General features: G+C 71.1%; 24 protein-coding genes. 8 read left to right on the top strand and 16 right to left on the bottom strand.

Annotated features, from left to right (window positions below):
• Nucleotides 1-2: 2 nt before the first annotated feature.
• Complete coding sequence (locus AB0B57_RS29805) at nucleotides 3-683, top strand: DUF4870 domain-containing protein (RefSeq protein ID WP_357077216.1); 681 nt, start codon at nucleotides 3-5, stop codon at nucleotides 681-683.
• 87 nt (nucleotides 684-770) lie between these two features.
• On the opposite strand, the gene hemW is transcribed toward AB0B57_RS29805, so the two are convergent.
• A complete protein-coding gene (gene hemW, locus AB0B57_RS29800; RefSeq protein ID WP_357077213.1) occupies nucleotides 771-1,994 on the bottom strand; it encodes a radical SAM family heme chaperone HemW in 1,224 nt (407 codons plus the stop codon).
• Between the two features lie 19 nt (nucleotides 1,995-2,013).
• Here hemW and AB0B57_RS29795 point away from each other — a divergent pair, with 19 nt between their 5' ends.
• Nucleotides 2,014-2,823: an enoyl-CoA hydratase-related protein gene (locus AB0B57_RS29795; RefSeq protein WP_357077097.1), complete on the top strand. Its 810-nt coding sequence runs from the start codon at nucleotides 2,014-2,016 to the stop codon at nucleotides 2,821-2,823.
• A 60-nt stretch (nucleotides 2,824-2,883) separates the two neighbouring features.
• On the opposite strand, the gene AB0B57_RS29790 is transcribed toward AB0B57_RS29795, so the two are convergent.
• A complete protein-coding gene (locus AB0B57_RS29790) occupies nucleotides 2,884-3,648 on the bottom strand; it encodes an SDR family NAD(P)-dependent oxidoreductase (protein ID WP_357077094.1) in 765 nt (254 codons plus the stop codon).
• A 378-nt stretch (nucleotides 3,649-4,026) separates the two neighbouring features.
• On the opposite strand from AB0B57_RS29790, the gene AB0B57_RS29785 reads away from it, so the two are divergent.
• The 3 genes from AB0B57_RS29785 to AB0B57_RS29775 all read left to right on the top strand — a co-directional run bounded on the left by AB0B57_RS29785 (nucleotide 4,027) and on the right by AB0B57_RS29775 (nucleotide 7,371).
• Complete coding sequence (locus AB0B57_RS29785) at nucleotides 4,027-4,887, top strand: hypothetical protein (RefSeq protein ID WP_357077091.1); 861 nt, start codon at nucleotides 4,027-4,029, stop codon at nucleotides 4,885-4,887.
• A gap of 221 nt (nucleotides 4,888-5,108) precedes the next feature.
• Nucleotides 5,109-6,011, top strand: a complete 903-nt coding sequence (locus AB0B57_RS29780) for a phytanoyl-CoA dioxygenase family protein (RefSeq protein ID WP_357077088.1) — start codon at nucleotides 5,109-5,111, stop codon at nucleotides 6,009-6,011.
• A gap of 157 nt (nucleotides 6,012-6,168) precedes the next feature.
• Nucleotides 6,169-7,371, top strand: a complete 1,203-nt coding sequence (locus AB0B57_RS29775) for a low temperature requirement protein A (RefSeq protein WP_357077085.1) — start codon at nucleotides 6,169-6,171, stop codon at nucleotides 7,369-7,371.
• A gap of 6 nt (nucleotides 7,372-7,377) precedes the next feature.
• On the opposite strand, the gene AB0B57_RS29770 is transcribed toward AB0B57_RS29775, so the two are convergent.
• The 9 genes from AB0B57_RS29770 to AB0B57_RS29730 all read right to left on the bottom strand — a co-directional run bounded on the left by AB0B57_RS29770 (nucleotide 7,378) and on the right by AB0B57_RS29730 (nucleotide 16,740).
• Entirely contained in the window at nucleotides 7,378-8,571 is a 1,194-nt protein-coding gene (locus AB0B57_RS29770; protein WP_357077082.1) for a low temperature requirement protein A, read from the bottom strand.
• A gap of 215 nt (nucleotides 8,572-8,786) precedes the next feature.
• Nucleotides 8,787-9,428, bottom strand: a complete 642-nt coding sequence (locus AB0B57_RS29765) for an MOSC domain-containing protein (RefSeq protein WP_357077079.1) — start codon at nucleotides 9,426-9,428, stop codon at nucleotides 8,787-8,789.
• A gap of 15 nt (nucleotides 9,429-9,443) precedes the next feature.
• The gene (locus AB0B57_RS29760) at nucleotides 9,444-10,274 is read right to left on the bottom strand and encodes a carbohydrate ABC transporter permease (RefSeq protein WP_357077076.1); all 831 of its coding nucleotides are present in this window, start codon (nucleotides 10,272-10,274) and stop codon (nucleotides 9,444-9,446) included.
• A complete protein-coding gene (locus tag AB0B57_RS29755; protein ID WP_357077073.1) occupies nucleotides 10,271-11,257 on the bottom strand; it encodes a sugar ABC transporter permease in 987 nt (328 codons plus the stop codon). Before AB0B57_RS29755 ends, AB0B57_RS29760 begins: the two co-directional genes overlap by 4 nt.
• Entirely contained in the window at nucleotides 11,254-12,540 is a 1,287-nt protein-coding gene (locus AB0B57_RS29750; RefSeq protein ID WP_357077070.1) for a sugar ABC transporter substrate-binding protein, read from the bottom strand. Before AB0B57_RS29750 ends, AB0B57_RS29755 begins: the two co-directional genes overlap by 4 nt.
• Nucleotides 12,541-12,788: 248 nt before the next feature.
• Nucleotides 12,789-13,073, bottom strand: a complete 285-nt coding sequence (locus tag AB0B57_RS29745) for a GlsB/YeaQ/YmgE family stress response membrane protein (protein WP_357077067.1) — start codon at nucleotides 13,071-13,073, stop codon at nucleotides 12,789-12,791.
• 407 nt (nucleotides 13,074-13,480) lie between these two features.
• Nucleotides 13,481-13,765, bottom strand: a complete 285-nt coding sequence (locus AB0B57_RS29740; protein ID WP_357077064.1) for a GlsB/YeaQ/YmgE family stress response membrane protein — start codon at nucleotides 13,763-13,765, stop codon at nucleotides 13,481-13,483.
• A gap of 444 nt (nucleotides 13,766-14,209) precedes the next feature.
• On the bottom strand, nucleotides 14,210-16,087 hold the full coding sequence (gene lepA, locus AB0B57_RS29735; protein WP_357077061.1) for a translation elongation factor 4: 1,878 nt from the start codon (nucleotides 16,085-16,087) through the stop codon (nucleotides 14,210-14,212).
• Between the two features lie 116 nt (nucleotides 16,088-16,203).
• A complete protein-coding gene (locus tag AB0B57_RS29730) occupies nucleotides 16,204-16,740 on the bottom strand; it encodes a DUF4240 domain-containing protein (RefSeq protein WP_357077058.1) in 537 nt (178 codons plus the stop codon).
• 61 nt (nucleotides 16,741-16,801) lie between these two features.
• Here AB0B57_RS29730 and AB0B57_RS29725 point away from each other — a divergent pair, with 61 nt between their 5' ends.
• Nucleotides 16,802-17,788, top strand: coding sequence for a phosphotransferase (locus AB0B57_RS29725; protein ID WP_357077055.1), 987 nt, complete (start codon nucleotides 16,802-16,804; stop codon nucleotides 17,786-17,788).
• A 343-nt stretch (nucleotides 17,789-18,131) separates the two neighbouring features.
• Nucleotides 18,132-18,398, top strand: a complete 267-nt coding sequence (gene rpsT / locus AB0B57_RS29720; protein WP_357077052.1) for a 30S ribosomal protein S20 — start codon at nucleotides 18,132-18,134, stop codon at nucleotides 18,396-18,398.
• A 149-nt stretch (nucleotides 18,399-18,547) separates the two neighbouring features.
• On the opposite strand, the gene AB0B57_RS29715 is transcribed toward rpsT, so the two are convergent.
• From AB0B57_RS29715 to AB0B57_RS29700, 4 genes are all read right to left on the bottom strand, one after another.
• The gene (locus AB0B57_RS29715; protein ID WP_357077049.1) at nucleotides 18,548-18,982 is read right to left on the bottom strand and encodes a hypothetical protein; all 435 of its coding nucleotides are present in this window, start codon (nucleotides 18,980-18,982) and stop codon (nucleotides 18,548-18,550) included.
• On the bottom strand, nucleotides 18,979-19,959 hold the full coding sequence (holA, locus tag AB0B57_RS29710; protein ID WP_357077210.1) for a DNA polymerase III subunit delta: 981 nt from the start codon (nucleotides 19,957-19,959) through the stop codon (nucleotides 18,979-18,981). Before holA ends, AB0B57_RS29715 begins: the two co-directional genes overlap by 4 nt.
• Before the next feature lie 268 nt (nucleotides 19,960-20,227).
• Nucleotides 20,228-22,660, bottom strand: a complete 2,433-nt coding sequence (locus AB0B57_RS29705; protein ID WP_357077047.1) for a ComEC/Rec2 family competence protein — start codon at nucleotides 22,658-22,660, stop codon at nucleotides 20,228-20,230.
• Nucleotides 22,657-23,472 (bottom strand): ComEA family DNA-binding protein, encoded by an 816-nt coding sequence (locus tag AB0B57_RS29700; RefSeq protein WP_357077044.1) that lies wholly within the window; start codon nucleotides 23,470-23,472, stop codon nucleotides 22,657-22,659. Before AB0B57_RS29700 ends, AB0B57_RS29705 begins: the two co-directional genes overlap by 4 nt.
• 207 nt (nucleotides 23,473-23,679) lie before the next feature.
• Between AB0B57_RS29700 and AB0B57_RS29695 the strand changes: the two genes are divergently transcribed.
• Nucleotides 23,680-24,342: an HAD family hydrolase gene (locus tag AB0B57_RS29695; protein WP_357077041.1), complete on the top strand. Its 663-nt coding sequence runs from the start codon at nucleotides 23,680-23,682 to the stop codon at nucleotides 24,340-24,342.
• A 169-nt stretch (nucleotides 24,343-24,511) separates the two neighbouring features.
• Here the strand turns inward: AB0B57_RS29695 and AB0B57_RS29690 are convergent, their stop codons facing one another.
• On the bottom strand, nucleotides 24,512-24,886 hold the full coding sequence (locus AB0B57_RS29690; RefSeq protein ID WP_357077038.1) for a VOC family protein: 375 nt from the start codon (nucleotides 24,884-24,886) through the stop codon (nucleotides 24,512-24,514).
• Between the last annotated feature and the right edge of the window lie 101 nt (nucleotides 24,887-24,987).

The following is a 24,987-nucleotide window of genomic DNA, read 5'->3' as shown; positions in this document are numbered from 1 at the left end:
CGATGATCAACGGTGGCCCCTCTGGTGCTGCGTTGCCACGGGCACCTACCGTGACACCCATGACTGAACCTCCTCGCCCTCCCGGCGCGGGTGACCCCGGCAACTATCCGCCGGAGCCGAGTTCGTACCCCTCGGCCGAGCCACCCACCGCACCACTGTCCGGGGCGTCTGGCCCGGGCGACTATCCCCCGGCCGGTGGCTATCCGCCACCCACCGGTGACCAACCGCCGTCAGGTGGCTACCCTCCGGCGGGTGGCTATCCGCCGCCCGGAGGCTATCCGCCCGGCGGCTACCCCGCTGGCGGATATCCGACCGGCGGCGGCCCCAGCGGCGGCTACGCCAACAACGAGGACAAGACCTGGGCGCTCGTCGCGCACTTCGGCGGCGCGGCCGGCATGATCATCAGCGGGGGTGTGCTCGGCTGGATCGGCCCGCTGGTGGCGCTGCTGGCCCGCGGCAACCAGTCTCCGACGGCCCGGGCGCACGCCGTGGCGGCGCTCAACTTCCAGCTCATCTGGTCGATCGTCGGCCTGGTCGGCTGGGTGCTGTCCTGCATCGTGATCGGCTTCCTCGGCGTCGGGGCGGCCATCATCCTCGGTGCCGTGTTCGGCATCATCGCCGGCGTCAAGGCCAACGAGGGTCAGCTCTACCGCTACCCGCTCTCGGCCAACATCATCAAGTGACCCGGGCCGGCCGCTCCCCCGGCCGGTCCGGTGCACTGCCGCCGCACCCCGGTGCACCGCTGCTCGGCCCGGGGCGGCGGGCCCGCTTCAGGGCAGCAGGTCACGCACGACCGCGTCGGCGAGCAACCGCCCACGCAGGGTGAGCACCGCCCGGCCGGCCGCGTACTCGTCGGCGGCCAGCAGGCCCTCGGCCAGGGCCCGCTCGGCGCCGGCCCGGCCGGCCGCGTCGAGCACCGCCAGCGGCAGGCCGCTGGCGAGCCGCAGCCGCAGCATCACGTCCTCCATGTGCGTCTCGTCGGCCGTGAGCACCTCCCGGGCCAGGCCGGGAGACTCGCCCGCGGCCAACCGCCTGGCGTACGCCGAGGGGTGTTTGACGTTCCACCAGCGCACCCCGCCGACGTGGCTGTGCGCCCCCGGCCCCAGGCCCCACCAGTCCGCGCCGGTCCAGTACAGCAGGTTGTGCCGGCACCGGGCGTCGTCGCTGCGGGCCCAGTTGGAGACCTCGTACCAGGAGAGCCCGGCCGCGTCGAGGGCGGCCTCCGCGGCCAGGTAGCGGTCCGCGGCCACGTCGTCACTGGGGTACGCCAGCTCGCCGCGCCGCATCCGGGCGGCGAGTCGGGTGCCGTCCTCGACGATCAGGGCGTACGCGCTGACGTGGTCCACCCCGGCGGCCACGACCTGCTCCAGCGAGGCGGCGAAGTCCTCGGGCCGCTCCCCCGGGGTGCCGTAGATCAGGTCCAGGTTGACGTGCTCGAATCCGGCGTCGCGCGCCTCCAGGGCGGCGGCGGTGGCCCGGCCGGCGCTGTGTTTGCGGTCCAGGATCGCCAGCACCCCCGGGGAGGCGGACTGCATGCCCAGCGAGATCCGGGTGTAGCCGGCGGCCCGCAGCAGCTTCAACGACTCCGGGGTGACCGACTCGGGGTTGGCCTCGGTGGTCACCTCGGCGTCGGCGGCCAGCCCCCAGGTGCGGTCGATGCCGTCGAGGATGCGGGCCAGGTCGTCGGCGGGGAGCAGGGTGGGTGTGCCACCGCCGACGAAGACGGTGTCGACCCGGGGCGGCGGGGTGTCACCGAGCACCCGGGCGGCGAGCGTCAGCTCGGCCAGCACGGTGTCGGCGTACCCCTCGCGGCTGGCACCGCCGCCCAGCTCGGCCGCCGTGTAGGTGTTGAAGTCGCAGTAGCCGCAGCGGCTGGCACAGAACGGCACGTGCACGTACACGCCGAAGCCGCGCGCGCCGACCGCAGCGGTGGCGGTGGCGGGCAGCGATCCGTCGACGGGGACGGTCTCACCATCTGGAAGGAGGCCGGGCATGGCCACTAGTGTGCCCGGCATGACCTCTCCCGACGTCCTCGTGCGGGTCGCCACGGCCCGTGGGGTGACCACCCTCACCCTGGACAGCCCGCACAACCGCAACGCGCTCTCCACCGGCCTGATGAACCAGCTGCTGGCCGGGCTGGCGGACGCGGTCGCCGACGAGGCGGTTCGGGTGATCGTGCTCGACCACACCGGCCCGGTCTTCTGCTCGGGGGCGGATCTGAAGGAGACGGCCGCGGCGTACACCAGCGGGACCGTGCCGGCCGGCATGCTGGGTGACGTGCTCGCGGCGCTCTGGGCGTGCCCGAAGCCGGTGCTGGCCAGGGTGGGCGGGCCGGCGCGGGCCGGCGGGCTGGGCCTGATCGCCGCCGCCGACCTGGCGGTCTGCGCCGACGAGGCGACGTTCGCGTTCACCGAGGTACGGATCGGGGTGATCCCGGCGGTGATCTCGGCGACCGTGCTGCCCCGGCTGCACCCGCGCGCCGCCGCCGAGCTGTACCTGACCGGCGACACCTTCGACGGCCGACGGGCCGCCGAGATCGGCCTGGTCACGGCCTCGGTCCCGGCGGACGGGCTGGACGACGCGGTGCGGCGCTACTGCGACTCGCTGGTGCGCGGCGCGCCCGGTGCGTTGGCCGGCGCGAAGGAGCTGCTGCGCCGGCCGGGCACCGCCGAACTGCGTGCCGACCTGGCCCGGCTGTCCGCCCTGTCGACCGGGTACTTCCTGTCCGACGAGGGACGCGAGGGGGTCACGGCCTTCCGAGAAAAAAGACTAGCTCGATGGGTGGCCGCTGTGGACGGGGGTGCCGGCCATCATGCCGGGTAGGACCGGGGGTGCCGGGGACGCCGCCTGCGTGCGGTGGCGGCCCCGGGCCATCCGGTCGGGTCACCAGGCGGTCGCGCCGCCGTCGACCGGGTAGTTCGCCCCGGTGATGTACGACGCCCGGTCGGAGGCGAGGAACACCACCAGTTCGGCGACCTCCTCGGGTTGGGCGAACCGCTTGAGCAGCGTCTTGCCGGTGATCGCGTCCCGAGCCGCCTGGTTGTCACCCAGGTCGCGCTCGCTTGCGGGGCTGATGATCGGCCCCGGGCTGACCGCCACCGCGCGGATCCCGTGCGGCGCGCCTTCGAGCGCGAGCTGACGCGTCAGGCCAATGACGCCGGCGTTGGCGGCGGTGTGACCCACCATCGGGGGCACGTGACCGGCGATCAGGCCGGCCATGGAGGCGGCGTTGATGATGACGCCACCGCCGCGCTGGACCAGGTGCGGCCAGGCGAACTTCGACACGAAGTACGGAATGTCCAGTTCACCGGTGATGGTGTACCGCCAGTCCTCGACGGAGAAGTCCGGCATCGGGCCGAAGCGGAGCGCGGCCGCGTTGTTGTAGACCACGTCGAGACCGCCGTAGGCCGCGGCGGCGTCCTCGACGAACGTGCGCACCTGGTCCGGATCGGTGAGGTCGACAGGCGCGATGCCGGTCATCTCACCGCCGGCGGCGCGGACGAGTTCGACGGTCTCGTCGTTGCCGGCGACCTGGATGTCGGCCCCGACGACCTTCGCGCCTTCGCGGGCGAAGATCTGCGCGGCGACGCGTCCCAGACCGCCGCCGGTGCCGGTGATGAGCACAACCTTGCCGTCGAGCGTTCCCATGGAACTCCTCCTTGCTCCGTGACCCAACTCGGTCGGCTTTCGCGTACCGGGCGGGTCAGCGATTGACATGTCAACCGTAGTAACTCCTTGACCGGTCAACCACTTCCCCGCCCGGCCGAGGCGGTGACACGCACGACAGGCCGGCGGACGCCGATCACCTGGGCAACGACAACCGGCACCAGACCTCTCGGATTGTCGTTGAGTCAGGGTGTGCGCGAGAGCCATACGGGCAGGTGAGAGCGGGGCCGGAGCGGGAATGCCTCGATCGGAACGCGCCGGCGGAGCCGACCCCGAACCGGGACGGAGCCGCCGAGCCGGCCTGGACGGCCCGTTGGGCGCGACGGGGACGTACGCTTGGCAGACTTGTCGATCTAAGGGGTGTGGGTGCGAACTCGGGCAGCCGTTGCGGGTGGAGTGGTCCTCATCCTCGTCGCCGTGATCGCGATCTGGCTCGTCGTCCGGCAGGTCGGGGGCGGTCTGCGGCTGCCGTTGGCGGCACGCAAGTGCACCGTGCAGGCCGACGGCCGGGTGGCCCTGGACGCCGACCAGATGGCCAACGCGGCCACCATCGCGGCGATCGGCGCAAAGCGCGGCATGCCCGAGCGGGCCGTGGTGGTCGCGCTGGCCACCGCGTACCAGGAGTCCGGGCTGCGCAACCTCGCCGACGGCGACCGCGACTCGGTCGGCCTGTTCCAACAGCGGCCGAGTCAGGGCTGGGGCACCTCGGCGCAGATCCGCGACCCGCGTTACGCGGCCAACCGGTTCTACGCGGCACTCAAGAAGGTGCGCGGCTGGGAGAAGATGCGCGTCACCGACGCCGCCCAGCGGGTGCAGCGCTCGGCCTTCCCCGAGGCCTACCAGAAATGGGCCGACGACTCCGAGGTGCTCAGCCGGGCACTGATGGGCGACGCCACCGGCGCGGTCGCCTGCACGGTGGGGCGTACCCCGGTGATGCACGGGGCGGCGGCGGCCGCGCAGCTCACCCGCAACCTCGTGCTGGACTGGGGCCTCAAGGGTGTCGACCCGAACGACCCGACCGGGCTGACGGTGACCGCGGGTGATCCGCGCGACGGCTGGCGGTACGCGCACTGGCTGGTCTCGCACGCACAGGACCACGGGGTGAAGCGCGTCCGCTTCGGCGAGTTGGAGTGGACCGCCCGGGACGGCACCTGGGGTCGGGTGACCGGCCAGCAGAACTCCGGCGGACAGGTCGTGGCCGAGGTGTTCGACGAGGGGTGATCGGGCCGGATCTCTTAACCGGCAGTGACCGCACAATCGGACAAAAACCCGCAAGACCCCCTATTGATCACGAAGATCTCACCGTACGCAGCCTTCCCGCTGCGCGGGGTTCCCTCCCGGGCCACTCGCGCAACACGCCCTCCCCGATGCATTGGCCAGCGCGTTACGATCGGCGGCCTGTGCCAGAAAAGGTTTCACCTCATGGGGAGGGGTACGACGCGGTGTTCGATTACGGCGACCGGACCGGCTACGAACCGATCAGCGACACTGACCGCAAGGAGTTCCACGAGCAGGGCTTCCTCCTGCTGCGAAACGTCCTGACGGAGGACCACCGGGCGGCGCTGGAGGCGGCGGTCGACCGCGTCTACGCGGAGGAGCAGGCCAAGGGCACCACCAAGAAGGACGGCACCCTGCACCTGCTGGGCTTCCTGGAGCGCGACGAGCTCTTCGGTGAGCTGCTCACCCACCCGATCGCCTTCCCGTACATGTGGGGGCTGGCCGGCTGGAACATCTACACCCACCACAACCACCTGGACGTCACCCCGCCGGCCGCCGAGCCGGAGAAGCCGTACTGGGGTTGGCACCAGGACGGGTACCGGCAGAACTCCGACCCGGAGACGATGGACCCGAACCTGCCCCGCCCGATGTTCTCGCTGAAGGTCGCGTACGTGCTGTCCGACCTCTCCGAGACCGGCCGCGGCGCCACCAAGGTCATCCCGGGCAGCCACCTGAAGAACTCGCTGCCCCGGCCGGCGGACCTCACCGTGCAGAACCCGGACCCGGAGGGCACGGTGGAGATCACCGCCAACCCGGGCGACGCCTTCATCTTCGACCGGCGGCAGTGGCACTCGCGCTCGACGAACCTGTCGACGATCACCCGCAAGATGCTCTTCGTCGGCTACACCTACCGGTGGATCCGTCCGCTGGACGAGCTGCACCCCGACGTGAACGGCGAGTGGTACCGCAACCGCACCCCGGTGCAGCGCCAGCTGATCGGCGAGGGCACCCACACCGCCAACTACTGGGGCATCAACTGGGACGGGTACGTCGACGACGAGATCCCGCTGCGCAGGGAGCTCAAGGAGCGCGGCCTGCTCGACCGAAACATCCCCTGGCTCCGCTGATCACCCGCGCGACCACCGGCCCCCCGCCAACGCTGGCGGGGGGCCGCCGCGTATCCACTTCCGGGCCACCCGACGCCGCACTGTCGGTAGCCTGACGGGTACGCAGGGTCGGGGGGCTCTCGCCCGGGGTGCGGGGTGGCACAGGAGGGCAGCCGCAGTGACGTCCGCTCCGCTCCCCCGGATCCTCCGCCGCCGCGGCGAGCCGGAATATCCGACCTTCCTGGAACTCTTCTTCGACCTGGTCTACATCTTCATGCTGTCCCGGCTCGCCACCAGCCTGGCCGAGAACCTCACCGTTCGGGGCGCGGCGCAGACCGCGGTCCTCCTGCTCGCCGCCTGGTGGGTCTGGGTGCTCACGGCGTGGCTCACCGACCTGTTCGACCCCCGACTGCCGATCATCCAGGCGACAGTCCTGCTGGTCATGCTCGGCACCCTGCTGATGGCGATCGCGACACCGCACGCCTTCGGCCGGTACGGGTGGCTGTTCGTCGCCGCGTACTTCGGCATCCGCCTGGTCCGTGACGCCGTCCTGATCCCCGGCACCCGGGTGAACCGGCCCATCCAGGCGCGGAGCATCCGGGTCTTCTTCTGGTTCGGCGTCACGGTGACGCCCTGGGTGGCCGGGGTGTTCGTGGACGAGACGGCCCGCCTGGTGCTCTGGTCGCTCGCCGTGGCGGTCGACCTCGGTTCGGCGCGGATCGGCTGGCCGACGCCGAGGCTGGGGCGTACCGAGTTGGCCAGCCAGATCTTCACCGGGTTGCACCTCTCCGAGCGGCACCGGGCGATCTTCATCGTCGCGCTCGGCGAGTTGATCCTGAGCACCGGAAGGGGGCTGGCCGGCAGCGGGTTCACCGCCGGTGAGGTGACCACCTGCGCGGTCGCGTTCGTCAGCGCGGTCCTGCTGTTCCAGCTCTACTTCCAGCGGATCCGGCGGATCCTGGCCCCACCGGGCGTCGCGACGGTGGAGCGGGTCCGCTCCGGCACCTCCACCTCGTACACCCATCTGGTGATGGTCGCCGGGGTGGTGGTCGTCTCGACAGGCACCTCGCTGGTCATCACCCGGCCGTTCGGTCGCACGTCGGTGGAGCTGATGGTGGCCATCCTCGGCGGACCGGTCCTGTTCCTGCTCGGCAGCGTGCTGTTCGATGCCGTGGTGACCGCCCGGATCCTCTGGTCCCGGGTGCTGGCGATCGCCGTGCTGGCGATCGTGCTGCTGGGCGCCCTGGCGGCGCCCTCCATGATCCCACTGCCGCCGCTGACCGTCCTGGTGGTGGCGAACCTGGTCCTGCTGCTCACCCTGGTCGGGGAGGGGCTGGCGGCACGTCGCGAACCGGTCGAGGCCACCGCGCCGGCACGATGAGGGGTCTCAGCGCAGCATCGGCGGTGCCGGCGTACGGGCGTGTCGCCGGGTGCTGACCAGGTTCGCCACGGCGATCAGGGCCAGCACGGTCGTGGCGAGCAGCGCGACCACGACCGGCGGCAGCAGGGGCGTGGCCGGCGCCAGACCCGCCAGCAGCACCACACCGGCCAGTCGGGACCGCGAGATCCGCCCGAACACGGTGAAGTCGAGTACGCCCCGGCCGAGCAGGAACAACGCGGGGCCGCCGAGGATGACCGCGGCCCACGACTGTGGAGTCTCGCCCAGCGGGCGGCCCACCACGAGGTGACTGGTGACCGCCGCACCGGAGATTCCCGCCACCATGATCAGATGGGTGACCGCGGCGGACTGGGTGAGCAGCGCCGGGTTGGTCGACCGGGCGATCGCGTCGGTCAGCAGCTCACCGGCACGGTAGATGTAGATCCGCCACATCAACACCACGGTGCCGAACACCACGAGCAGCGCCCAGGCGCGCTCCAACGTGTACTCGCCCATGCTGAAGGTCGTTCCGGTCACGAAGATCGACACACCGAGCGCGATGATGACGAACTGCCGGTAGCGCTCGGCCACCCGCGCGTCGACCAGCCGCCAGTCCAGCGGTTGTGAGCGACCGATGCGGGGCAGCGGCCAACCGAGAGCGCCCGCGGCGTACTCGACAACGATCACGAACGCCCAGATCGGCAACTGGGCCGAACCGCCGACGAGCGCCCCGGCGATCCAGCCGACACCGGCGATGGACTTCCAGGTCTGGATCCGGACGGTCGAACGCGGCACGGTCCGGCCCGAGACGACAACGACGTAGTAGGCGGTGGTGCTGAGGGGAATGACCAGGTAGGTGATCGCGAAGAGCAGTGCGTGATCGCCGTACGCGTCGGCCGCGGCCGCGGCCAACAGCAGGCTGGCCGCCGCCACCCCGATGAGATGCACCTGCCCGGACGGGCGGGTCAGGTCGATGGTGTCGGCCGTCCACACGGTCAACGCCCAGATCATCGTGAACGCGAGCAGGAGCACCAGCGTCTCGGCGATGCCGGTCCAGGTCAGGTCCTCGGCCAGCATGGTCGCCAGAGTGGTCAGGGCGAAGACGTACACGAGGTCGAAGAAGAGCTCCAGGAACGCCGGACGCCGCAGGCTCGGGTCGGTTGGTGCCGCCGCGGCGGCACCGCCGTCCGTTGCCATCGACATCGCGCACCACCCGGCCCCCCGCCGCACACCCCCGATGGGGACGATACGGGCAACCGCAGGCGGTCGGCCCCGTCATCCGGGTCTTCGGGACCGAAACCGGTGGCCTGCCCGCCGTCCGCCGCGGCCCGGATCGGGGCGCGGAGGCATCGCGGCCCGGACCAGGGCGTGGGGCCGTCGCGGCCCGGACCGGAGCGTGGGGGCCGTGCGGCCCGTGGTCAGCGCCGGGAGGCGAGGCGGCGCTGGACGTTGTCCCGGAGCTTCTCCGGCAGGTCCGTCGCGTCGAGCAGCCGGGGCAGCAACTCCGGCTCCAGGGTGATCGCCCGGAACACCTCGCCGATGGTCACCCCGTGCGCGGGCCGCTCCACCACCTCGATCGGGTCGCCGGCGCCCACCTCGCCCTCGCGCAGCACCCGCAGGTACGCCCCCGGCGTGGCGCGGACGGTGAAGCGCCGGATCAGGTCGGGCACCCCCCAGAAACCGGCGAACGTTGTGCACGGGGTGCGTGGCACCGTCACCTGGAGCACCGCCGTGCCGACGGCCCACTGCTCGCCGACGACCGCGCCTGTCACATCGACCGCGTAGGTGGTCAGATTCTCACCGAAGCCGCCCGGACGGATGGACCGGCCGATCTCGGCCGCCCACCACGCGGCGTCCTCCTCGGCGTACGCGTAGACGGCCTTCTCCGGCCCGCCGTGGTGAGCCCGCTCGCCGATGAAGTCACCGGCCACGCCCTCGGTGAGCAGCGTCACCGGGCCATCCACCGGCCGCTTGTCGATGCCGCTGCGGCCGCTCGCGTCACCGGCCCACTCCGCCTCGGTCACCACGCCGATGTTCACCGCTGCCACCCTGCCCGTCATGACGGTCAGCCTAGGTCAGCCCTTGACGGCTCCGGCCACCAGACCGGAGACCATCCGGCGCTGCACCAGCAGGAAGAAGATGATGACCGGCAGGGTGAACAGGGTGGACGCGGCCATCACCGGCCCCCAGTTGGTGTCGTCCCGGCCGAAGAAGAACGTCATCGCCACCGGCAGCGTGTAGCTGCCCTGGTCGTTGATGAACGTCAACGCGAAGATCAGCTCGTTCCACGCCGTGATGAAGGAGAAGATGCTGGTGGCCACCAGGCCGGGCGCGACAAGCGGAAAGAGGACCCGGCGGAAGATCTGGGCCCGGCTGGCGCCGTCGATGGCCGCCGCCTCCTCCAACTCCTTGGGCACCGCGGCGACGAAGCCGCGCAGCATCCAGACCGCGAACGGCAGCGAGAAACCGAGGTACGTGAGGATCAGGCTGGGCAGGGTGTTGTAGAGCCCCAACCGTTGGATCATCAGGAACAGCGGGATGACCAGCGCCTCCAGCGGGATCATCTGCACCACCAGCAGCATGATCAGGAAGCTGGTCCGCAGCTTGAAGCGGAACCGCGCCACCGCGGTCGCGGCGAGCAACGCGACCAGGCCGCTGAGCACCACCGTGGAGACGGCGACCAGCGCGCTGTTGAGGAAGAAGTCGAGGAAGCTCACGCCGGGGATCAGGTTGCCGGTCAGGATCTCCCGGTAGTGCGCCAGCGTCGGGTGGGTCGGCACCGGCTGCGGGGTGGCCGAGAAGATCTCGTTGCTCGGCTTCAGCGAGGTGGAGATCATCCAGTAGACCGGGAACGCCGCGAAGAGCGCGACCAGCAGCCCGGCGGCGTTGAGGGCGACCTTCTTCACGACTCGTCCTCCTGCCTGAGCACCATCCGTACGTAGAAGCCGGTGACCACCAGCAGGATCAGCGTGAGGATCACCGCGATGGCCGCGCCGAGTCCGTACTTCGGCGGCGGGGAGAAGGCTTCGGCGTACGAGTAGATGGCGAGCATGAACGTCGGCCGGTCCTGGGTGCCGCCGGCCAGCACGAACTGCTGGGTGAGAACCTTGAAGTCCCAGATGGTGGAGAGCACGATCAGGATCCCGAAGACCGGGCGCAGCAGCGGGAAGGTGATCTTCCAGAAGACCCGCCAGGGGCTGGCGCCGTCCACCCGGGCCGCCTCGTGCAGCTCGCTCGGCACGCTCTTGAGACCGGCCAGCACGCTCACCGCGATGAACGGGAACGAGTGCCAGACCACCACCAGGGTGAGGATGGCGAAGAAGAGCAGCGGCGAGTTGAACCAGCCATAGCCGGTCCAGTCGCTCCGACCGAACAGGCTGTTGGAGAGCCCGTCGGGCAGCGCGTTGAACAACCACGTGACGAGGCCGCTCGTGTCGTCGAAGATCCACTTCCAGACGATGGTGCCGGTCAGCGCCGGCGTGGCCCAGGCGAGCATCACGCAACTGGCCACGAAGGTCGCCATCTTGCGGCCGAGCCGGTTGAGCAGCAGCCCGACAAGCGTGCCGAGGACCATCGTGAGCAGCACGTTGGCCGCGGCGAACAGGACCGTGTTGCGCAGCACGGTCAGGAAGAACGGATCGGAGAGGATGTCGGCGTAGTTGCCGAGCCCCACCCACGGCCACTCCCGATCGCCGCGCAGCTGCCGCACGGAGTTCAGCCGGTAGAAGGACATCACCACCACCTGGCCGAGCGGCCAGAGCAGCAGCACCCCGATGATCAGTAGTGCGGGCAGGAGCAGCAGGTAGGGCAGGCGGTCCACCCGGCGACGCCGCCGCGCGGGGGTCTCCCGCGCGGCGGCCGCCTCTGGCGCCTCGGTCAGCGTGGTCACTTGGCGTTGAGAATGCTTTCCATCTCACCGGCCGCGTCGGCGGTAGCCTTCTCGACCGTCTTCTGACCCTTCATGACCGAGCTGTTCATCGCCTGGGTCACCGTCTTGGTCCGGCTGACCTCCACCCACTTCGGGGTGAGCGGCGTGAGCTTGGTGTTCTGCATGGTGGTGGCGAACGCCGCCATCACCTTGTCGTTGGCGTACGTGTCACCGGCGACGAGGTCCTGGTAGACCGGGAAGAAGCCGAGGCTGCTCGCGAAGCTCTGCGCGTTCTTCTTGTTCAGCAGCACGGTCAGGTAGTCCCAGGCCAGGTCCTGCCGCTCGCTGTCCTTCCAGATCGCCACGTCCGAACCACCGGCGAAACCGGGTGCCGCCTTGCCGTCCGGGCCGGGGATCGGGAACGTACCCCAGACCTTCTCGATCTCGGGGTTGTCCTTCTTGATGGCACCCTGCTGCCAGCTGCCGGCGAACGCCATCGCGGCCTTGCCGGTGGCGAACTGGGTGCGCGCGTCGATCTCGTTCCAGCCCGCCGCCGCCGGCGGGGCGACCTTGTGCACGGTCACCAGGTCGGTCCAGAACTTGACGGCCCGCTGCGCCTCCGGCGTGGTGTAGCCGGACTTCCAGGTGCCGCCCTGGTTGCTGGCGATCTCGCCGCCGGCACCCCACAGGAAGGAGTAGAACGGCAGCTCCGAGTTGCCCGGCAGGGCGATGCCGTAGGTGCCCTTCTTCTTCGCCTGCACCGCCTTGGCCACGGTGACCAGGTCGTCCCAGGTCTTCGGGGGCTGCACGCCGGCCTCGGCGAACCAGTCGGTGCGGTAGTAGATCGCGCGCACGCCCGCGTACCAGGGCACGCCGTACTGCTTGCCGTCGAGCTGCGCGTTGCGCACCAGGTCCGGCAGCAGATCCTTGCCGTCGGCCCAGCCGCCCATCCGACCACTCACGTCGGCGAGCGCCTCCTGGGCGGCCCAGCCCTGAGTCTCGGTGTTACCCAGCTCGGTGATGTCCGGGCCCTCTCCCCCGGCGAGCGCGGCCTGGAACTTCTTGGGCGCCTCGAGCCAGGGAATGTACTGCACCACCACGTCGGTGTCGGGGTGCTTCTGGCGGAACTCGGTCTCGACGGAGTCGAGGAAGGCGTTCTGCGCGTCGCCGCCCTCGCCCATCATCCAGACCGTGAGCTTGCTGTCGTCGGCCGCGTCCTCACCGGAACCCCCGCAGCCGGTCAGCACCATCGCGGCCGAGGCCACCATGGCGGTGACCGGGGCCAACCGCTTCCACCTGTTCACGCCACTTCTCCCCTCGCGCCGCCTGGAACTAACCTTCTCCGCCGCACCCTAGTACGGAGAATTCTTTTACGACAGTGGGCGGGACCGGCCAAAGCGTCGCGACCGTATCGCAGAGGCCCGACGAACGGCGCTCCACCATGGGGCCAAAGTCGGGCACATGCCACGAAAGAGCGCCCGACTCACGGCCGGGCGCTCTTTCCATCGTGCTGTCCTGCGGTAGTGCTGCCTCGCCAGGTGATGCCAGGTCGTTATCGGGTGACGCGGCGCCGGCCACCAACGCCGGCCACCAACGCGACCGCGATCGCGGCAACCACCACCTGCACCAGCAACTCGGTCCAGTCGATGCCGCTCGTCTCGGTCGCGATGCCGACGGCCCGCGCCAGCACCGTACCGAGCAGGGCCGCGCCGATACCGATCAGCAGGTGCAGCCAGATCGGCATGTTCTGCCGGCCCGGAACAACCAGGCGGCCGAGCGCGCCGACGATGAGACCAACAACGATCGCAGTGATGATGCCCCAGACGGTGAGCTCCACGGCCACCCTCCTTACAAAGAATGTCTGTCACACGAGGTGTGTGCTTCCTGTCGTGACCGCTAAGTGCCCGCCCCACAGAAAATCCAAACCGACTCCAGCCACCAAACGATCACGACTTGGCCGACAAGAACACGTTCCACCGACCGCCCCTCCCCCGCCACCTACCGAGCCGGCCATCCCGCCACCCCGGCCCCCAGTCCAGGCGACCAAACCAGCCCAGGCCACAGCACCAGCCCAAGTCCAGATCAAGCCGTGCCGGGCTAGGCCAGGCTGCGCCAGACCGCGCCGCGCCGCGCGCCACCCCGCCGGGAAGAAGGCCCCACCGGGAAGAACGCCGATGGGCGCCCGACCTGTCGGCCGGGCGCCCATCGGCGATGTGGTGGTGGTACGGGAATTGGTGCTTGGTGTTACCGGGTCACTCGGCGGCGGCCACCAACGCCGGCCACCAGAGCGACCGCGACCGCGGCAACTACGACCTGCACCAGCAGCTCGCCCCAGTCGATACCGCTCGTCTCGGTCGCGATACCGACGGCCCGCGCCAGCACCGTACCGAGCAGGGCCGCGCCGACACCGATCAGCAGGTGCAGCCAGATCGGCATGTTCTGCCGGCCCGGAACAACCAGGCGGCCGAGCGCGCCGACGATGAGACCAACAACGATCGCAGTGATGATGCCCCAGACGGTGAACTCCACGGTCGCCCTCCTTCAAAGAATGTTCGACACACGATGTGTGCTTCCTGTCGTGACCGCTAAGTGCCCGCCCCGCCGAAAGCCCAAACCGACTCACCGCGAAGAAGAACGCCATTCGTCGATGCCTCACGGGTGCGTCGGTTGTCGCGGAAGCGCGTCCACACAGGTAGGAGCCCTTCTCGTCGGCCCGTCCACCTCACGGCAGCGCCAGAAAAATTTCCGGAGCAGCGGTCGCGCCGCCGACCCAGGGCACCCCGACCGGCGACGCCTGCACCCGTGGTACGGGCGGCCGGCCCCGAGCCTCCGGCCCCAACCTCGACCGGAACACCCTGCCAAGCAGTCAAGATCCGTGCAACTACGGGGAAACTGCTGCCTCAAACGAGCTCGAGACAGCAGTTTCGCCGTAACTGTGCGGATCATGGCCCACGACGACCCCGGGCGGGGCTGTTACTTCTTTCCGGCGGCCTTGCCGTCGCCGGAGTCGGAGGAGAGGGCGGCGATGAAGGCCTCCTGCGGCACCTCGACGCGGCCGACCATCTTCATCCGCTTCTTGCCTTCCTTCTGCTTCTCCAGCAGCTTGCGCTTACGGCTGATGTCACCGCCGTAGCACTTGGCGAGCACGTCCTTGCGGATCGCCCGGATGGTCTCCCGGGCGATGACCCGACTGCCGATGGCCGCCTGGATGGGCACCTCGAACTGCTGACGCGGGATCAGGGTACGGAGCTTGGCGGCGATGGTGACGCCGTAGTTGTACGCCTTGTCCTTGTGCACGATGGCGCTGAACGCGTCCACCGGCTCGCCGTGCAGCAGGATGTCCACCTTCACCAGGTCGGACGCCTGCTCGCCGGAGGGCTCGTAGTCGAGCGAGGCGTAACCCTTGGTGCGGCTCTTCAACTGGTCGAAGAAGTCGTAGATGATCTCCGCGAGGGGCAGCGTGTAGCGCAGCTCCACCCGGTCGGCGGAGAGGTAGTCCATGCCGAGCAGGGTGCCGCGTCGGCCCTGGCAGAGTTCCATGACCGCGCCCACGTAGTCGTTGGGCGTCAGTACGGTGGCCCGGACCACCGGCTCGTACACCTCGGCGATCTTGCCGGTGGGGTATTCGCTGGGGTTGGTGACGACGATCTCCGCGCCGTCGTCCGTGATCGCCCGGTAGACGACGTTGGGTGCGGTGGAGATCAGGTCGAGGTTGTACTCGCGTTCCAGCCGCTCCCGGATGATCTCCAGGTGGAGCAGGCCGAGGAAGCCGCAGCGGAAGCCGAACCCGAGCGCACCGGAGGTCTCCGGCTCGTAGTCGAGGGCGGCGTCGTTGAGCTTGAGCTTGTCCAACGCCTCGCGCAGGTTGGGGTAGTCGGAACCGTCGATCGGATAGAGGCCGGAGTAGACCATCGGCTTCGGGTCCTTGTAGCCACCCAGTGCCTCGGCCGCCGGCCGACTGTTGATGGTGACCGTGTCACCGACGCGGGACTGCCGGACATCCTTCACGCCGGTGATCAGGTAGCCGACCTCGCCAACGCCGAGTGCCTCGGCCTTGACCATCTCGGGTGAGATGACGCCGATCTCCAGCAGCTCGTGCACCGCCCCGGTGGACATCATCTTGATCCGGTCGCGGGCGCTGATCCGGCCGTCGATGACCCGGACGTACGTGACGACGCCGCGGTAGACGTCGTACACCGAATCGAAGATCATCGCCCGGGCGGGCGCCGCGGCGTCGCCGACCGGCGGGATGAACTGCCGGACGATCTCGTCGAGCAGGTACGGGACGCCCTCGCCGGTCTTGCCGGAGACGCGGATGCAGTCGGCGGGGTCGCCGCCGATCAGGTGGGCCAGCTCCTCGGCGTACTTCTCCGGCTGGGCGGCCGGCAGGTCGATCTTGTTGAGCACCGGGATGATGCGCAGGTCGTTTTCCAGCGCCAGGTAGAGGTTGGCCAGGGTCTGCGCCTCGATGCCCTGCGCCGCGTCGACGAGCAGCACGGCACCCTCGCAGGCGGCCAGCGACCGGGACACCTCGTAGGTGAAGTCGACGTGCCCCGGGGTGTCGATCATGTTGAGCACCGCGTGCTCACCGGCCCGCTCGCCGTCCCGGATGGTCCACGGCATGCGGACGGCCTGGCTCTTGATGGTGATGCCGCGCTCGCGCTCGATGTCCATCCGGTCCAGGTACTGGGCGCGCATCTGCCGGGGGTCGACCACACCGGTGAGCTGCAGCATCCGGTCGGCCAGGGTCGACTTCCCGTGGTCGATGTGGGCGATGATGCCGAAGTTCCGGATGCGACCGGGGTCGGTGGAACCGGGAGCATTCGCGCCGGGATCGAGCTTCGGTGGCACAGCGGTCCGTTCTGGTCGGCTGACGTGAACAGGCCGGCGCGCCGCCGACCCCCTCTATGTTCCCACGCCGCCGGGGTAGGTCCGCTGCGCGGGCGATGGATCGACCCGAGAACCTCTCACTCCAGCGGCGGCTCGACGAAGAGCGCGGCCAGCCGGGGCAGCCGACGACGGGCCTCCTCCTCGTCGTCGAAGTCCCAGAAGTCGTTGAGATCCGGAGTCCGCACCGGGTCGCGGTCCGCCGGCAGTTCGGTCGCGGTGGCCTTGCGGTACGCGTCCCAGGGCGCCGACAGCATCCGCTCGGCGGAGAACTCCTCACCGCTGAGCGAGGCCGCCCGCACCTGGGGCAACTCGGCCAGCGAGTCCGGTTCGGTGACCGCCCGGGCGAAGACCGCCCGCCCCTGGGTCATCAGCCACCCCCGGAAGTGCTCGAAGCCGTCGGCCGAGGCACCGCCGTTGATCAGGTACGCCGCACCCCACAGATCCGCCTTGTGCGAGGCGGCCAACACCCGCGTCTGGTGCCGCGCGTACCCGATGATGTCCTCCGGATCGCGCGCGGCGAGCAGCGCGACGGCCCGGGCGGCGACCGGCCCGGGCTCTCCCCCGCCACCGGCCCGAGCCTCGTCGATCAACTGCCAGAAGTCCTCGGTCCTCATGGCTTGGCAGTCTGGCAGTGTCGCCGTGCGTCGCGCACGTACCCCGGGGCAGCATGGTGGGGTGTCCCCTCCCCCGCTGCCGCCGGTGCCCTACCACGCGAGCGCGCTGCGCCCGTCGTGGCCGACGCTGCCGGCGGCGCTGCGGGCCGCGGTCGCGGACCGGCTGGGCGCACCGGTGGTCACCGCCCGGGTGGCGGGCGCGGGCTTCACCCGCGGCTTCGCCGCAGTGCTCGACACCGCCGACGGTGGCCGGGCCTTCGTCAAGGCGGCACCCGCCGCCGAGCAACCGCATCTGGTCGACTGGTACGCCCGAGAGGCCGCGATCCTGGACAGGCTGCCGGCCGACCTGCCGGCGCCCCGCCCCCGGTGGACCCTGTCGGCGGCCGGCTGGTTCGTGCTGTGCACCGACGCCGTCGACGGGCACACCCCGCACCTGCCCTGGGTGCCCGCCGAGTTGGACGCGACCCTCACCGGGTACGCCGAGGTCGCCGTCGCCCTGGCCGACCCGCCGGCCGAGTTGACCGCGCTCGGCCTGCCGCACCTGGCCGACCTGGCCCGCTCGGACATCCTCTGGTGGGAGGAGGTCGCCGCCGGTCGCGAGCCGACCCCAGCGCTGCCGCCCCCGGTCCGGGGCCGGCTGCCCGAGCTGGTGGCGTTGGAGTCCCTCCTCCCCCGGTACGCCGACGGGGCGACCGGCCTGATCCACGGTGACCTGCGGGTCGACAACGTGCTGATCGACGCGCACGGCCGAGCCTGGTTCTGCGACTGGACCTGGGCCTGCTCCGGGCCGGCCTGGTTCGACCTGGCCGGCCTGCTGCTCACCGCGTACGCCAGCGGGCAGGACGCGGACCGGCTCTTCGCCACGCACCCGGCGACGGCGGGTGCACCCCCGGACGCGCTGGACGCGACCCTGGCCGCGCTGGCCGGCTACTACCTCACCGGCGCCGCGGCGGCACCGCCGACGGCCTCGCCGCACCTGCCCGCCCACCAGCGGTGGAGCGGTGAGCAGCTGCTCGACTGGTTGGCTCGCCGCCAGGGCTGGCGGTGACGCGCTCCCGACCCGGCGGCTTCGGCAGTGCGGCGCCCCCGGCGGCCCGGCCCCAGCGGCGCAGCGGCCCGGCGGCGCGGCGGCGCAGCGGCCCGTGATCGACTCGGGTTCCTTGAAGTCGGGCTATCAGCCGCAGGCGATTACCGCGGTTTGCAGGAAACCGAGTGGATCAAGCGTCGAGTGTCCGGGTGAGCCCACGAACCGGGCGAACGCCGTTTCGGGCCGAGCCGTTTTGGCTCGTCCCGGGCAACCTGGTAACCTGGCTCTTCGCGCAGCGATGACGCATGTTTCGTCATCTTGCGCAGAAGCTGACCAACCCGAGCTATCAAGACGAGGCTGTCGCGTGGCGAACATCAAGTCCCAGATCAAGCGCAACCGGCAGAACGAGAAGGCCCGGCTGCGCAACAAGTCGGTCAAGTCGTCGCTGAAGACCGCCGTCCGGAAGTTCCACGAGGCTGCCGAGGCCGGTGACGTCGAGAAGGCCACCGCGCTCATGCTGGACGCCTCTCGCAAGCTGGACAAGGCCGTCAGCAAGGGCGTGATCCACTCCAACCAGGCCGCGAACCGCAAGTCCGCGATCGCGAAGCGCGTGGGTGCGCTCTCCGCCTGACGACTTCACCGTCAGACTGATTCGGAAAGCCCCGGGCCTCGGTCCGGGGCTTCCGTGTGCCCAGGCCAGTGCTCACCTCATGGCGAGGCACCGGCCTGAGATCTTGGAAGGAAAGTGCCCCTGGAGGGGCCGTTCCGCTCCAAGATCTACTATGCCTGAGCTGGTGGGCGCTTCGGCGCATCGGTGCGCGGGGGGGACGCGTCCACCGCCATGACGACCCCGGTCACGCTGTGCGAGGCCCACTCCACTCGGGCTCGACCGACGACCGGCTCCATCTGCCGGCGAAAACGATCCCGTTCCTGCTCGGGCACGAGCGCGGCGGAACGGACCACGATCGCGGCCACCATGTCGTTGAGCTTGACCATCGCCGCCACCACGGCGGGCAGCACCAGCACCGCCCACCAGGTGACCAGCTCGGCGAGGGCGAGCAGCACGGCCAGCGCGATGGTGCCCTCGAAGAAGAGGAAGCACAGCACGCCGCCGGGGTTGACGAACCGGAGGCCGAGGAGTCGGGCGTAGAGCGGCCGATACCGCTCCTCGTCGACGGCGACAGTGGCCCACGCCGGGCGATTCGCCCCCGTCATCTGGTGCCGCCCTGCCGGGCCGCCGCGACCGAGAAGACCGCGCGCTCCAGGGCGTACGCCCGGTCGTCGGAGCCACCCTTGACTGCGGCGTTGCACTCGGCGGCGACCTGCATGGCCCGGACCAGGCCCTCCGGTGTCCAGCCGCGCCCCTGCCGCTGCGCCCGCTCGACCTTCCAGGGGGGCATGCCGAGACTGCTGGCGAGCTGGTACGCGTTGCCCCGCCCGGCCGACGCCACCCGGGCCACCGTGCGCACCCCGTCGGCCAGGGCGTCGGCGATGGGCACCGGGTCGACCCCGACGTGCAGGGCCCAGCGCAGCGCCTCCAGTGCCGCCGGCACGTCACCGACCATGGTGGCGTCCGCCACCGTGAAGCCGGTCACCTCGACCCGGCCCCGGTAGTAGCGGCTCACCGTGTCGGCGCTGATCCGCCCGTCGGTGTCGGCGATCAGTTGGGAACAGGCGGCGGCCAGCTCGCGCAGGTCGTTGCCGACCGCCGCGATGAGCGCTTCGGCCGCGTCGTCGGTGCACTTTCCGCCGGCCCGGCGGATCTCGTCACGGACGAAGGCCACCCGCTCGCGGTGCCCCTTGAGCTTGGCTGCCGGGACGACAGTCGCGCCGGCCGCCCGCAGCCCGTCGGCGAACGCCTTGCCCTTGGCGGCGCCCAGGTGCAGCACCAGCAGTTGGACCTCCGGGTCGGGGTTCTTCGCGTACGCCAACAGCGCGGCGACCAGGTCCTTGCGGGCGTCCTGACCGGAGCGCAGGATCAGCAGTCGCCGCCCGCCGAACAGCGAGGGGCTGAGCATCTCGGCGATCTCGCCGACGGCGAGCGCACCGGCCTGGTATTCGCGGACGTCCGCTTCGGGGTCGACACCGCGAACCTTCGCGACAGCTTCGGTGACCGCGCGCGTGGCGAGTAACTCCTCGTCACCGAGGACGAGCAGAATGGAAGCGAGGTTGGCGGCGGTCACGCCGCCCATATTCGCACGGCCCACGCCGGGATCGTGCCTGCTCATTCGCCGCTTGGTCGGCGCAGCCCGCACTCAGCGCAAATCAAGACATCTATCTCAATTGACCGCTTAATCCACAATTCATGTCACTGGGTTGGTTCCGGTACGGGCTGACCAGCACCTGGCCGACCGCCGCCCCGGAGCCCCGTGCCTGACCCACCCGAGGGCAGTCTCCGTCGGACGCGGAGTCCCGCCGATGATGGGCGGACCACTCGCACCGGGCCCCTCCCGACGAGGCTCAGGATTGCCGGCCCGGTGGGACTCCCCGCCGCACCACGGCCAGGCCACCGTCAGCCCGGATCGCCGCCAGGTCGCCGTCGGTGTCGGTGCGCAGCACCCGGGCGCCACCCCTGCTCAGCCGGGCCAGTATCCCCGGGTTCGGGTGCCCGTAGGTGTTACCCGTGCCCACCGGCACGAACGCGACCGCCGGCCGCACCGCGTCGAGAAAGCCCGGGTCCTGATACGCCGAACCGTGGTGGGCGACCTTCAACACGTCCGCCCGTAACTGGCCGGGTGTCGCCCGCGTCAGCAGCGCGTGCTGCTCCTCGGTCTCCGCGTCGCCGGGCAGCAGGATCCGCACCCCGCCCACCGTGGCGCGCACCACCAGCGAGTTGTTGTTCGGGTCGGACCTGGTGCCGGCCAGCGGGTACGGCGGGCCGAGCACCAGCAGGTCGACGCCTCCGATCGGGTGACGGGCACCGGCCACGGTGGTGCGCAGCGCGGCCCGCCCGGCGGCCGCCGCCCGGACCAGGTCCCGGCCGCTCTCCGGATCCGTCGACGACGGCACCAGCACGGCGCCCACCCGCCGCCCCCGGAACACCCCGGCCACCCCACCCACGTGGTCGGCGTGGAAGTGGCTGATCACCAGCAGCGGCACCTCCCGTACGCCGAGTCGACGCAGGCAACCGTCCACCGCACTCGGCTCCGGCCCGGCGTCGACCACCACCGCCCGGCCGGGGGCGACCGGCAACACCACGGCGTCGCCCTGGCCCACCGCGCAGACCACCACGACCCAACCCGCTGGCGGCCAGCCAGCGAACACCAGCCGCACCGGAAGCGCGCCGAGCACCGAGGCGACACCGACGACGGCCACCAGTCGGCGTACGAGGGGGCGGCGCACCGCGATCAGCAGTGCGACGGTCAACACGGTCAGCAGCAGCGCCCCCGGGAGCCCGCCGGGCCACGGCAGGGTGCCGCCCGGGAGTCGGGCGCCCTGTCGGGCGATGACCACCAGCCACCAGGCCGGCCAACTCGCCAGCCACGCGAGGATCTCGGCCCCGGACGGCCAGAGCGGCGACACCATGGCCGCCGACACGCCCAGCACTGTCGCCGGTGCGATGGCCGGCACCGCGAGCAGGTTGGCCGGCACCGCCACCAGGCTGACCGTGCCGGAGATCCCGGCGACGACCGGTCCACAGGCCAGTTGCGCGGCCGCCGGCACGGCCAACGCCTCCGCCAGGCCGGGCGGCACGCCGCGCCGCCGCAGCCGATCCCGCCAACGCGGCGCGAGCAGCAAGAGGCCACCGGTGGCCAGCACGGAGAGCGCGAAACCGGGATCCCCGGCCAACTCCGGGTCGACGAGCACCAGCACGGTGACGGCGGCGGCCAACGCGGGCAGCGCGGCACGGGGACGACCGGCGGCAAGCGCGGCGAGCCCGATGGCCCCCATCGTCGCGGCCCGTACGACGCTCGGTGACGGGCGGACCAGGATGACGAAGCCCACCAGCGCCACCGCGCAGAGCCCGACGGCGAGCCACGGACCGGCCCGCGCCCAACGCGCCAGCAACAACACCGCGCCGACCACAATGGCGACATTGCTCCCGGAAACGGCATTGAGATGTGTCATCCCGGTGGCCCGGAAATCCTCCTCGACGGCGGGTGGCAGTCGGCTGGTGTCGCCCACGACGAGCCCCGGCAGCAGCCCGCCCGGCTCGTCGGGCAGCGGCGCGCAGGCCCGTTGCAGACCGGCACGCAGGGTGCCGGCGGCGCGCTGCGCCCAGGACGACACACCGTGCCGCTGCGGCGGACCGTTGGTGCTGAGCACGGCCGCGGTGAGATCACCACCGCGCGCGACGCCGAGCCGACCATCGGCGGTGAGGCGTTGCCCGGGCAGCAGTCCCTGCCAGGCCGGGTCGGTGGCCAGGACGAGCAGCCGCACCGACGCGTGGATGCGTCGACCGTCCGGGCCGGTGAGGCGGACCAGTTCGCTCGGTACCAGCAGCATCCCCGGTCGCCCGGCGGAACGGATCGGGCGCGGATCGTCCCGGACCACCACCTCCGCGGTGACCAGTGCGCGCTGCTCGGCCAGGGCACGGATCGGCGGGGCGTCCCGGATGGCGAGCTGGGCCGCGGTGACCGCCCCCGCACAGACCACACCGAGGCCGACCGCGACGGCGATCCAGCCGTGGCGGCGCGCGACGGCGATCCAGCCGTGGCGGCGCGCGACGGCCCGCGGACGACCGAAGCGGCCGAGCAGGTGCAGGGCGGTGCACACGGTCAGGATGGCCACCACCCCGGCCACCAGCAGGAGCGAGCGGACGCCGAGATGTAGGCCGGCGAGCGCGGTGAGCCACGCGGCCACGGCCAGCCCGGCGAGTCGCAGGTCCGGCGGTGATGCCCGATCTTGGGCGGCGGTCAGCTGGCCGTGCGGCGTCGGGTCACCGCTGTTCACACCGTCACCAGATCCTTGAGCTGCTCATACCGTGCGTCGCCGATCCCGTCGACCTGGCGCAGGTCGCCGACGGCCTTGAACCCGCCGTGCTGGTCCCGGTGGTCGAGGATGCGCTGGGCGAGCACCGGCCCGACCCCGGGCAGCGCGTCGAGCTGCGCCAGGGTGGCGGTGTTGAGGTTCAGCGGACCGGCAGCCGGAGCCGCCCCGCCCGCCGCCGGACCGGCCGGCGCCGGCGGCGGCGTCACGCCGACCACGATCAGCTCGCCGTCGGTGACCTTGCGAGCGGGATTGAGCAGCGCCACGTCGACCCCGGGCAGCGGGCCGCCGGCCGCCTGCACCGCGTCGGCGAGCCGGGACCCGGCCGGCACCCGCACCAACCCGGGCTTGCGGACCTTGCCCGCGACCGCCACCACCAGCTCACCGGAGCCGGAAGCGCTGAGGTCGCCCGCCGGCGTGGCCGCTACGGCCTCGCTGCCCAGTGGTGCGGCCGGCTCGGCGTGCGGCCGGGACCGCCAGGCCCACCCGGCGGCGGCCAGCACCACCACCACCGCGACGACCGCCAGCGCCCGCACACCGCGTCGCCCTGGGTCGAACGCGCCAGGCCCGGACAGCCGTGGGGCCAGCGAGCCTTCCACGGCAAGGGGTACGCCCGCGTCCGGCTCGGCCATCGGCGCCCCGGCCCGGGGTGGCAGCACCCCAGCCAGAGGTACGCCCGCGAGCGTTGCCCGTGCCGGCGGTGACGACACGTCCAGCGGCGCATCCGTCAGCCGGCGCAGGCGCTGGCGTACCTCGGTCTCCTCGTCGTGTGACACAGGGCGACGCTATGGCGACGGCGGAGGCGGTGGGGTGTGGCGACATCGCCCTGTGGATAACCGACGCCACTGTGGACAACGCCCTGATCAAGCGCGGATCTGCTAGCGGTTCTGGTCTGCTTGGCACGGGATTCGGGATTCGGCTCGCCGCCAGCAGCCACTGAGCTCGCCGAACCCACCGGCCGCGGCGACGACTACACTGCGAACGTGATCAAGGGACTGCTGCTGGACTTCTACGGCACGGTGGTCGAAGACGACGACGCGATCATGCAGGCGATAGCTGACCAGGTAGCCGCCGGCGCCTCACCATCCGTCGCTGGAGACGAGGTCATGGATGCGTGGGCGCGGGAGTACGAGGCGGTCGCCGCCGGCCCACAGTTCCGGACGCTACGACACTGCGCGATGCACAGCCTGGCCAGGGTGATGGCCGCGGTGGGCTGCGCCGGTGACCCGGTCAGGCTGTGCGCGGCGCAGTTCGAGTACTGGCAGTCGCCGCCGCTACGTCCAGGTACCCGGGAGTTCCTCTCCCGGGTCACGGTGCCCATCTGCGTCGTGTCGGACGTCGACCGCGCCGACCTGGACGCGGCGATGGCACACCATGGCCTGGCCTTCACCGCCGTGGTGACAAGCGAGGAAGTCCGCGCCTACAAACCGGACCGGGACATGTTCACCCGAGCGCTCGCCGCGCTGGACCTGCGTGCGGACGACGTGCTGCACGTGGGCGACTCGACAAGCGCCGACGTGTACGGGGCGCACGCCGCCGGCATCCAGGCGGTGTGGATCAACCACCGCGGGCACACCCGGCCGGACGACACACCCGTCGCATACGAGATGACGGACCTGACCCGACTTACCGAAATCCTCCAATAGTCACGCTCAGCACGCTCCAGATCCGCCGCTGCCGCCTCGACGACATCGACGAGCAACGGGCAACAGCGGGGAGGCCGACGAAGCGTTCTGGCGGAACCTGGGTGGGGCCGGCCCCGGCGGACAGAGCAACCGGAGCCGACACCCGCCCTGACGAGCGACGCGGCCGCCCCTACAGGTACGGCCGGGTGATGATCTCGATGGCGTGGCCGGCCGGGTCGAAGAAGTAGAAGCCCCGTCCACCGTGCTCGGTGTTGGTCTCCCCCTCCCGCTTCAGCTGCGGGTCGGCCCAGTAGGTGATGCCCCGCCCCTCGACGAACGCCAGACACCGCGCGAACAGCTCGTCGTCGACCAGAAACGCGTAGTGCTGCATCTGGATCTCCACCGGCGGCTCGGCGAACTGGAGCAGCACTCCCCCGTCCAGCACGATGTTGACGAACGGCCCCCACGACGGCGCCTCCGGCAGCTCGAACAGCTCCCGGTAGAACGCGGCCGACGCGTTCTTGTCCTTGCTGGCGATGATGGTGTGGTTGAACGTGACTGTCATGCGTACCGTCTTCTTCCCGGTCGATCCGTTGACCCGACCGGAGGCCCACAGCGTTCACCCAGCCACACCGATGACGACGCCCCGAGGGCACCGACGCCCCG

This window comes from Micromonospora sp. NPDC049101, assembly GCF_040648675.1.
GTDB lineage: Bacteria > Actinomycetota > Actinomycetes > Mycobacteriales > Micromonosporaceae > Micromonospora.
Note: the sequence above shows the minus strand (reverse complement) of the source record. Positions and strands in the feature narration are given on the sequence as shown.

Excerpts from the sequence above, each read along its gene's own strand:
- AB0B57_RS29690 (WP_357077038.1), bottom strand. The coding sequence starts at position 24,886 with ATGACAGTCACGTTCAACCACACCATCATCGCCAGCAAGGACAAGAAC.
- AB0B57_RS29795 (WP_357077097.1), top strand. The coding sequence starts at position 2,014 with ATGACCTCTCCCGACGTCCTCGTGCGGGTCGCCACGGCCCGTGGGGTG.
- AB0B57_RS29765 (WP_357077079.1), bottom strand. The coding sequence starts at position 9,428 with ATGACGGGCAGGGTGGCAGCGGTGAACATCGGCGTGGTGACCGAGGCG.
- AB0B57_RS29770 (WP_357077082.1), bottom strand. The coding sequence starts at position 8,571 with ATGTCGATGGCAACGGACGGCGGTGCCGCCGCGGCGGCACCAACCGAC.
- hemW (WP_357077213.1), bottom strand. The coding sequence starts at position 1,994 with ATGCCCGGCCTCCTTCCAGATGGTGAGACCGTCCCCGTCGACGGATCG.
- AB0B57_RS29790 (WP_357077094.1), bottom strand. The coding sequence starts at position 3,648 with ATGGGAACGCTCGACGGCAAGGTTGTGCTCATCACCGGCACCGGCGGC.
- AB0B57_RS29730 (WP_357077058.1), bottom strand. The coding sequence starts at position 16,740 with ATGAGGACCGAGGACTTCTGGCAGTTGATCGACGAGGCTCGGGCCGGT.
- AB0B57_RS29715 (WP_357077049.1), bottom strand. The coding sequence starts at position 18,982 with ATGACGGGGGCGAATCGCCCGGCGTGGGCCACTGTCGCCGTCGACGAG.
- AB0B57_RS29805 (WP_357077216.1), top strand. The coding sequence starts at position 3 with ATGATCAACGGTGGCCCCTCTGGTGCTGCGTTGCCACGGGCACCTACC.
- holA (WP_357077210.1), bottom strand. The coding sequence starts at position 19,959 with ATGGGCGGCGTGACCGCCGCCAACCTCGCTTCCATTCTGCTCGTCCTC.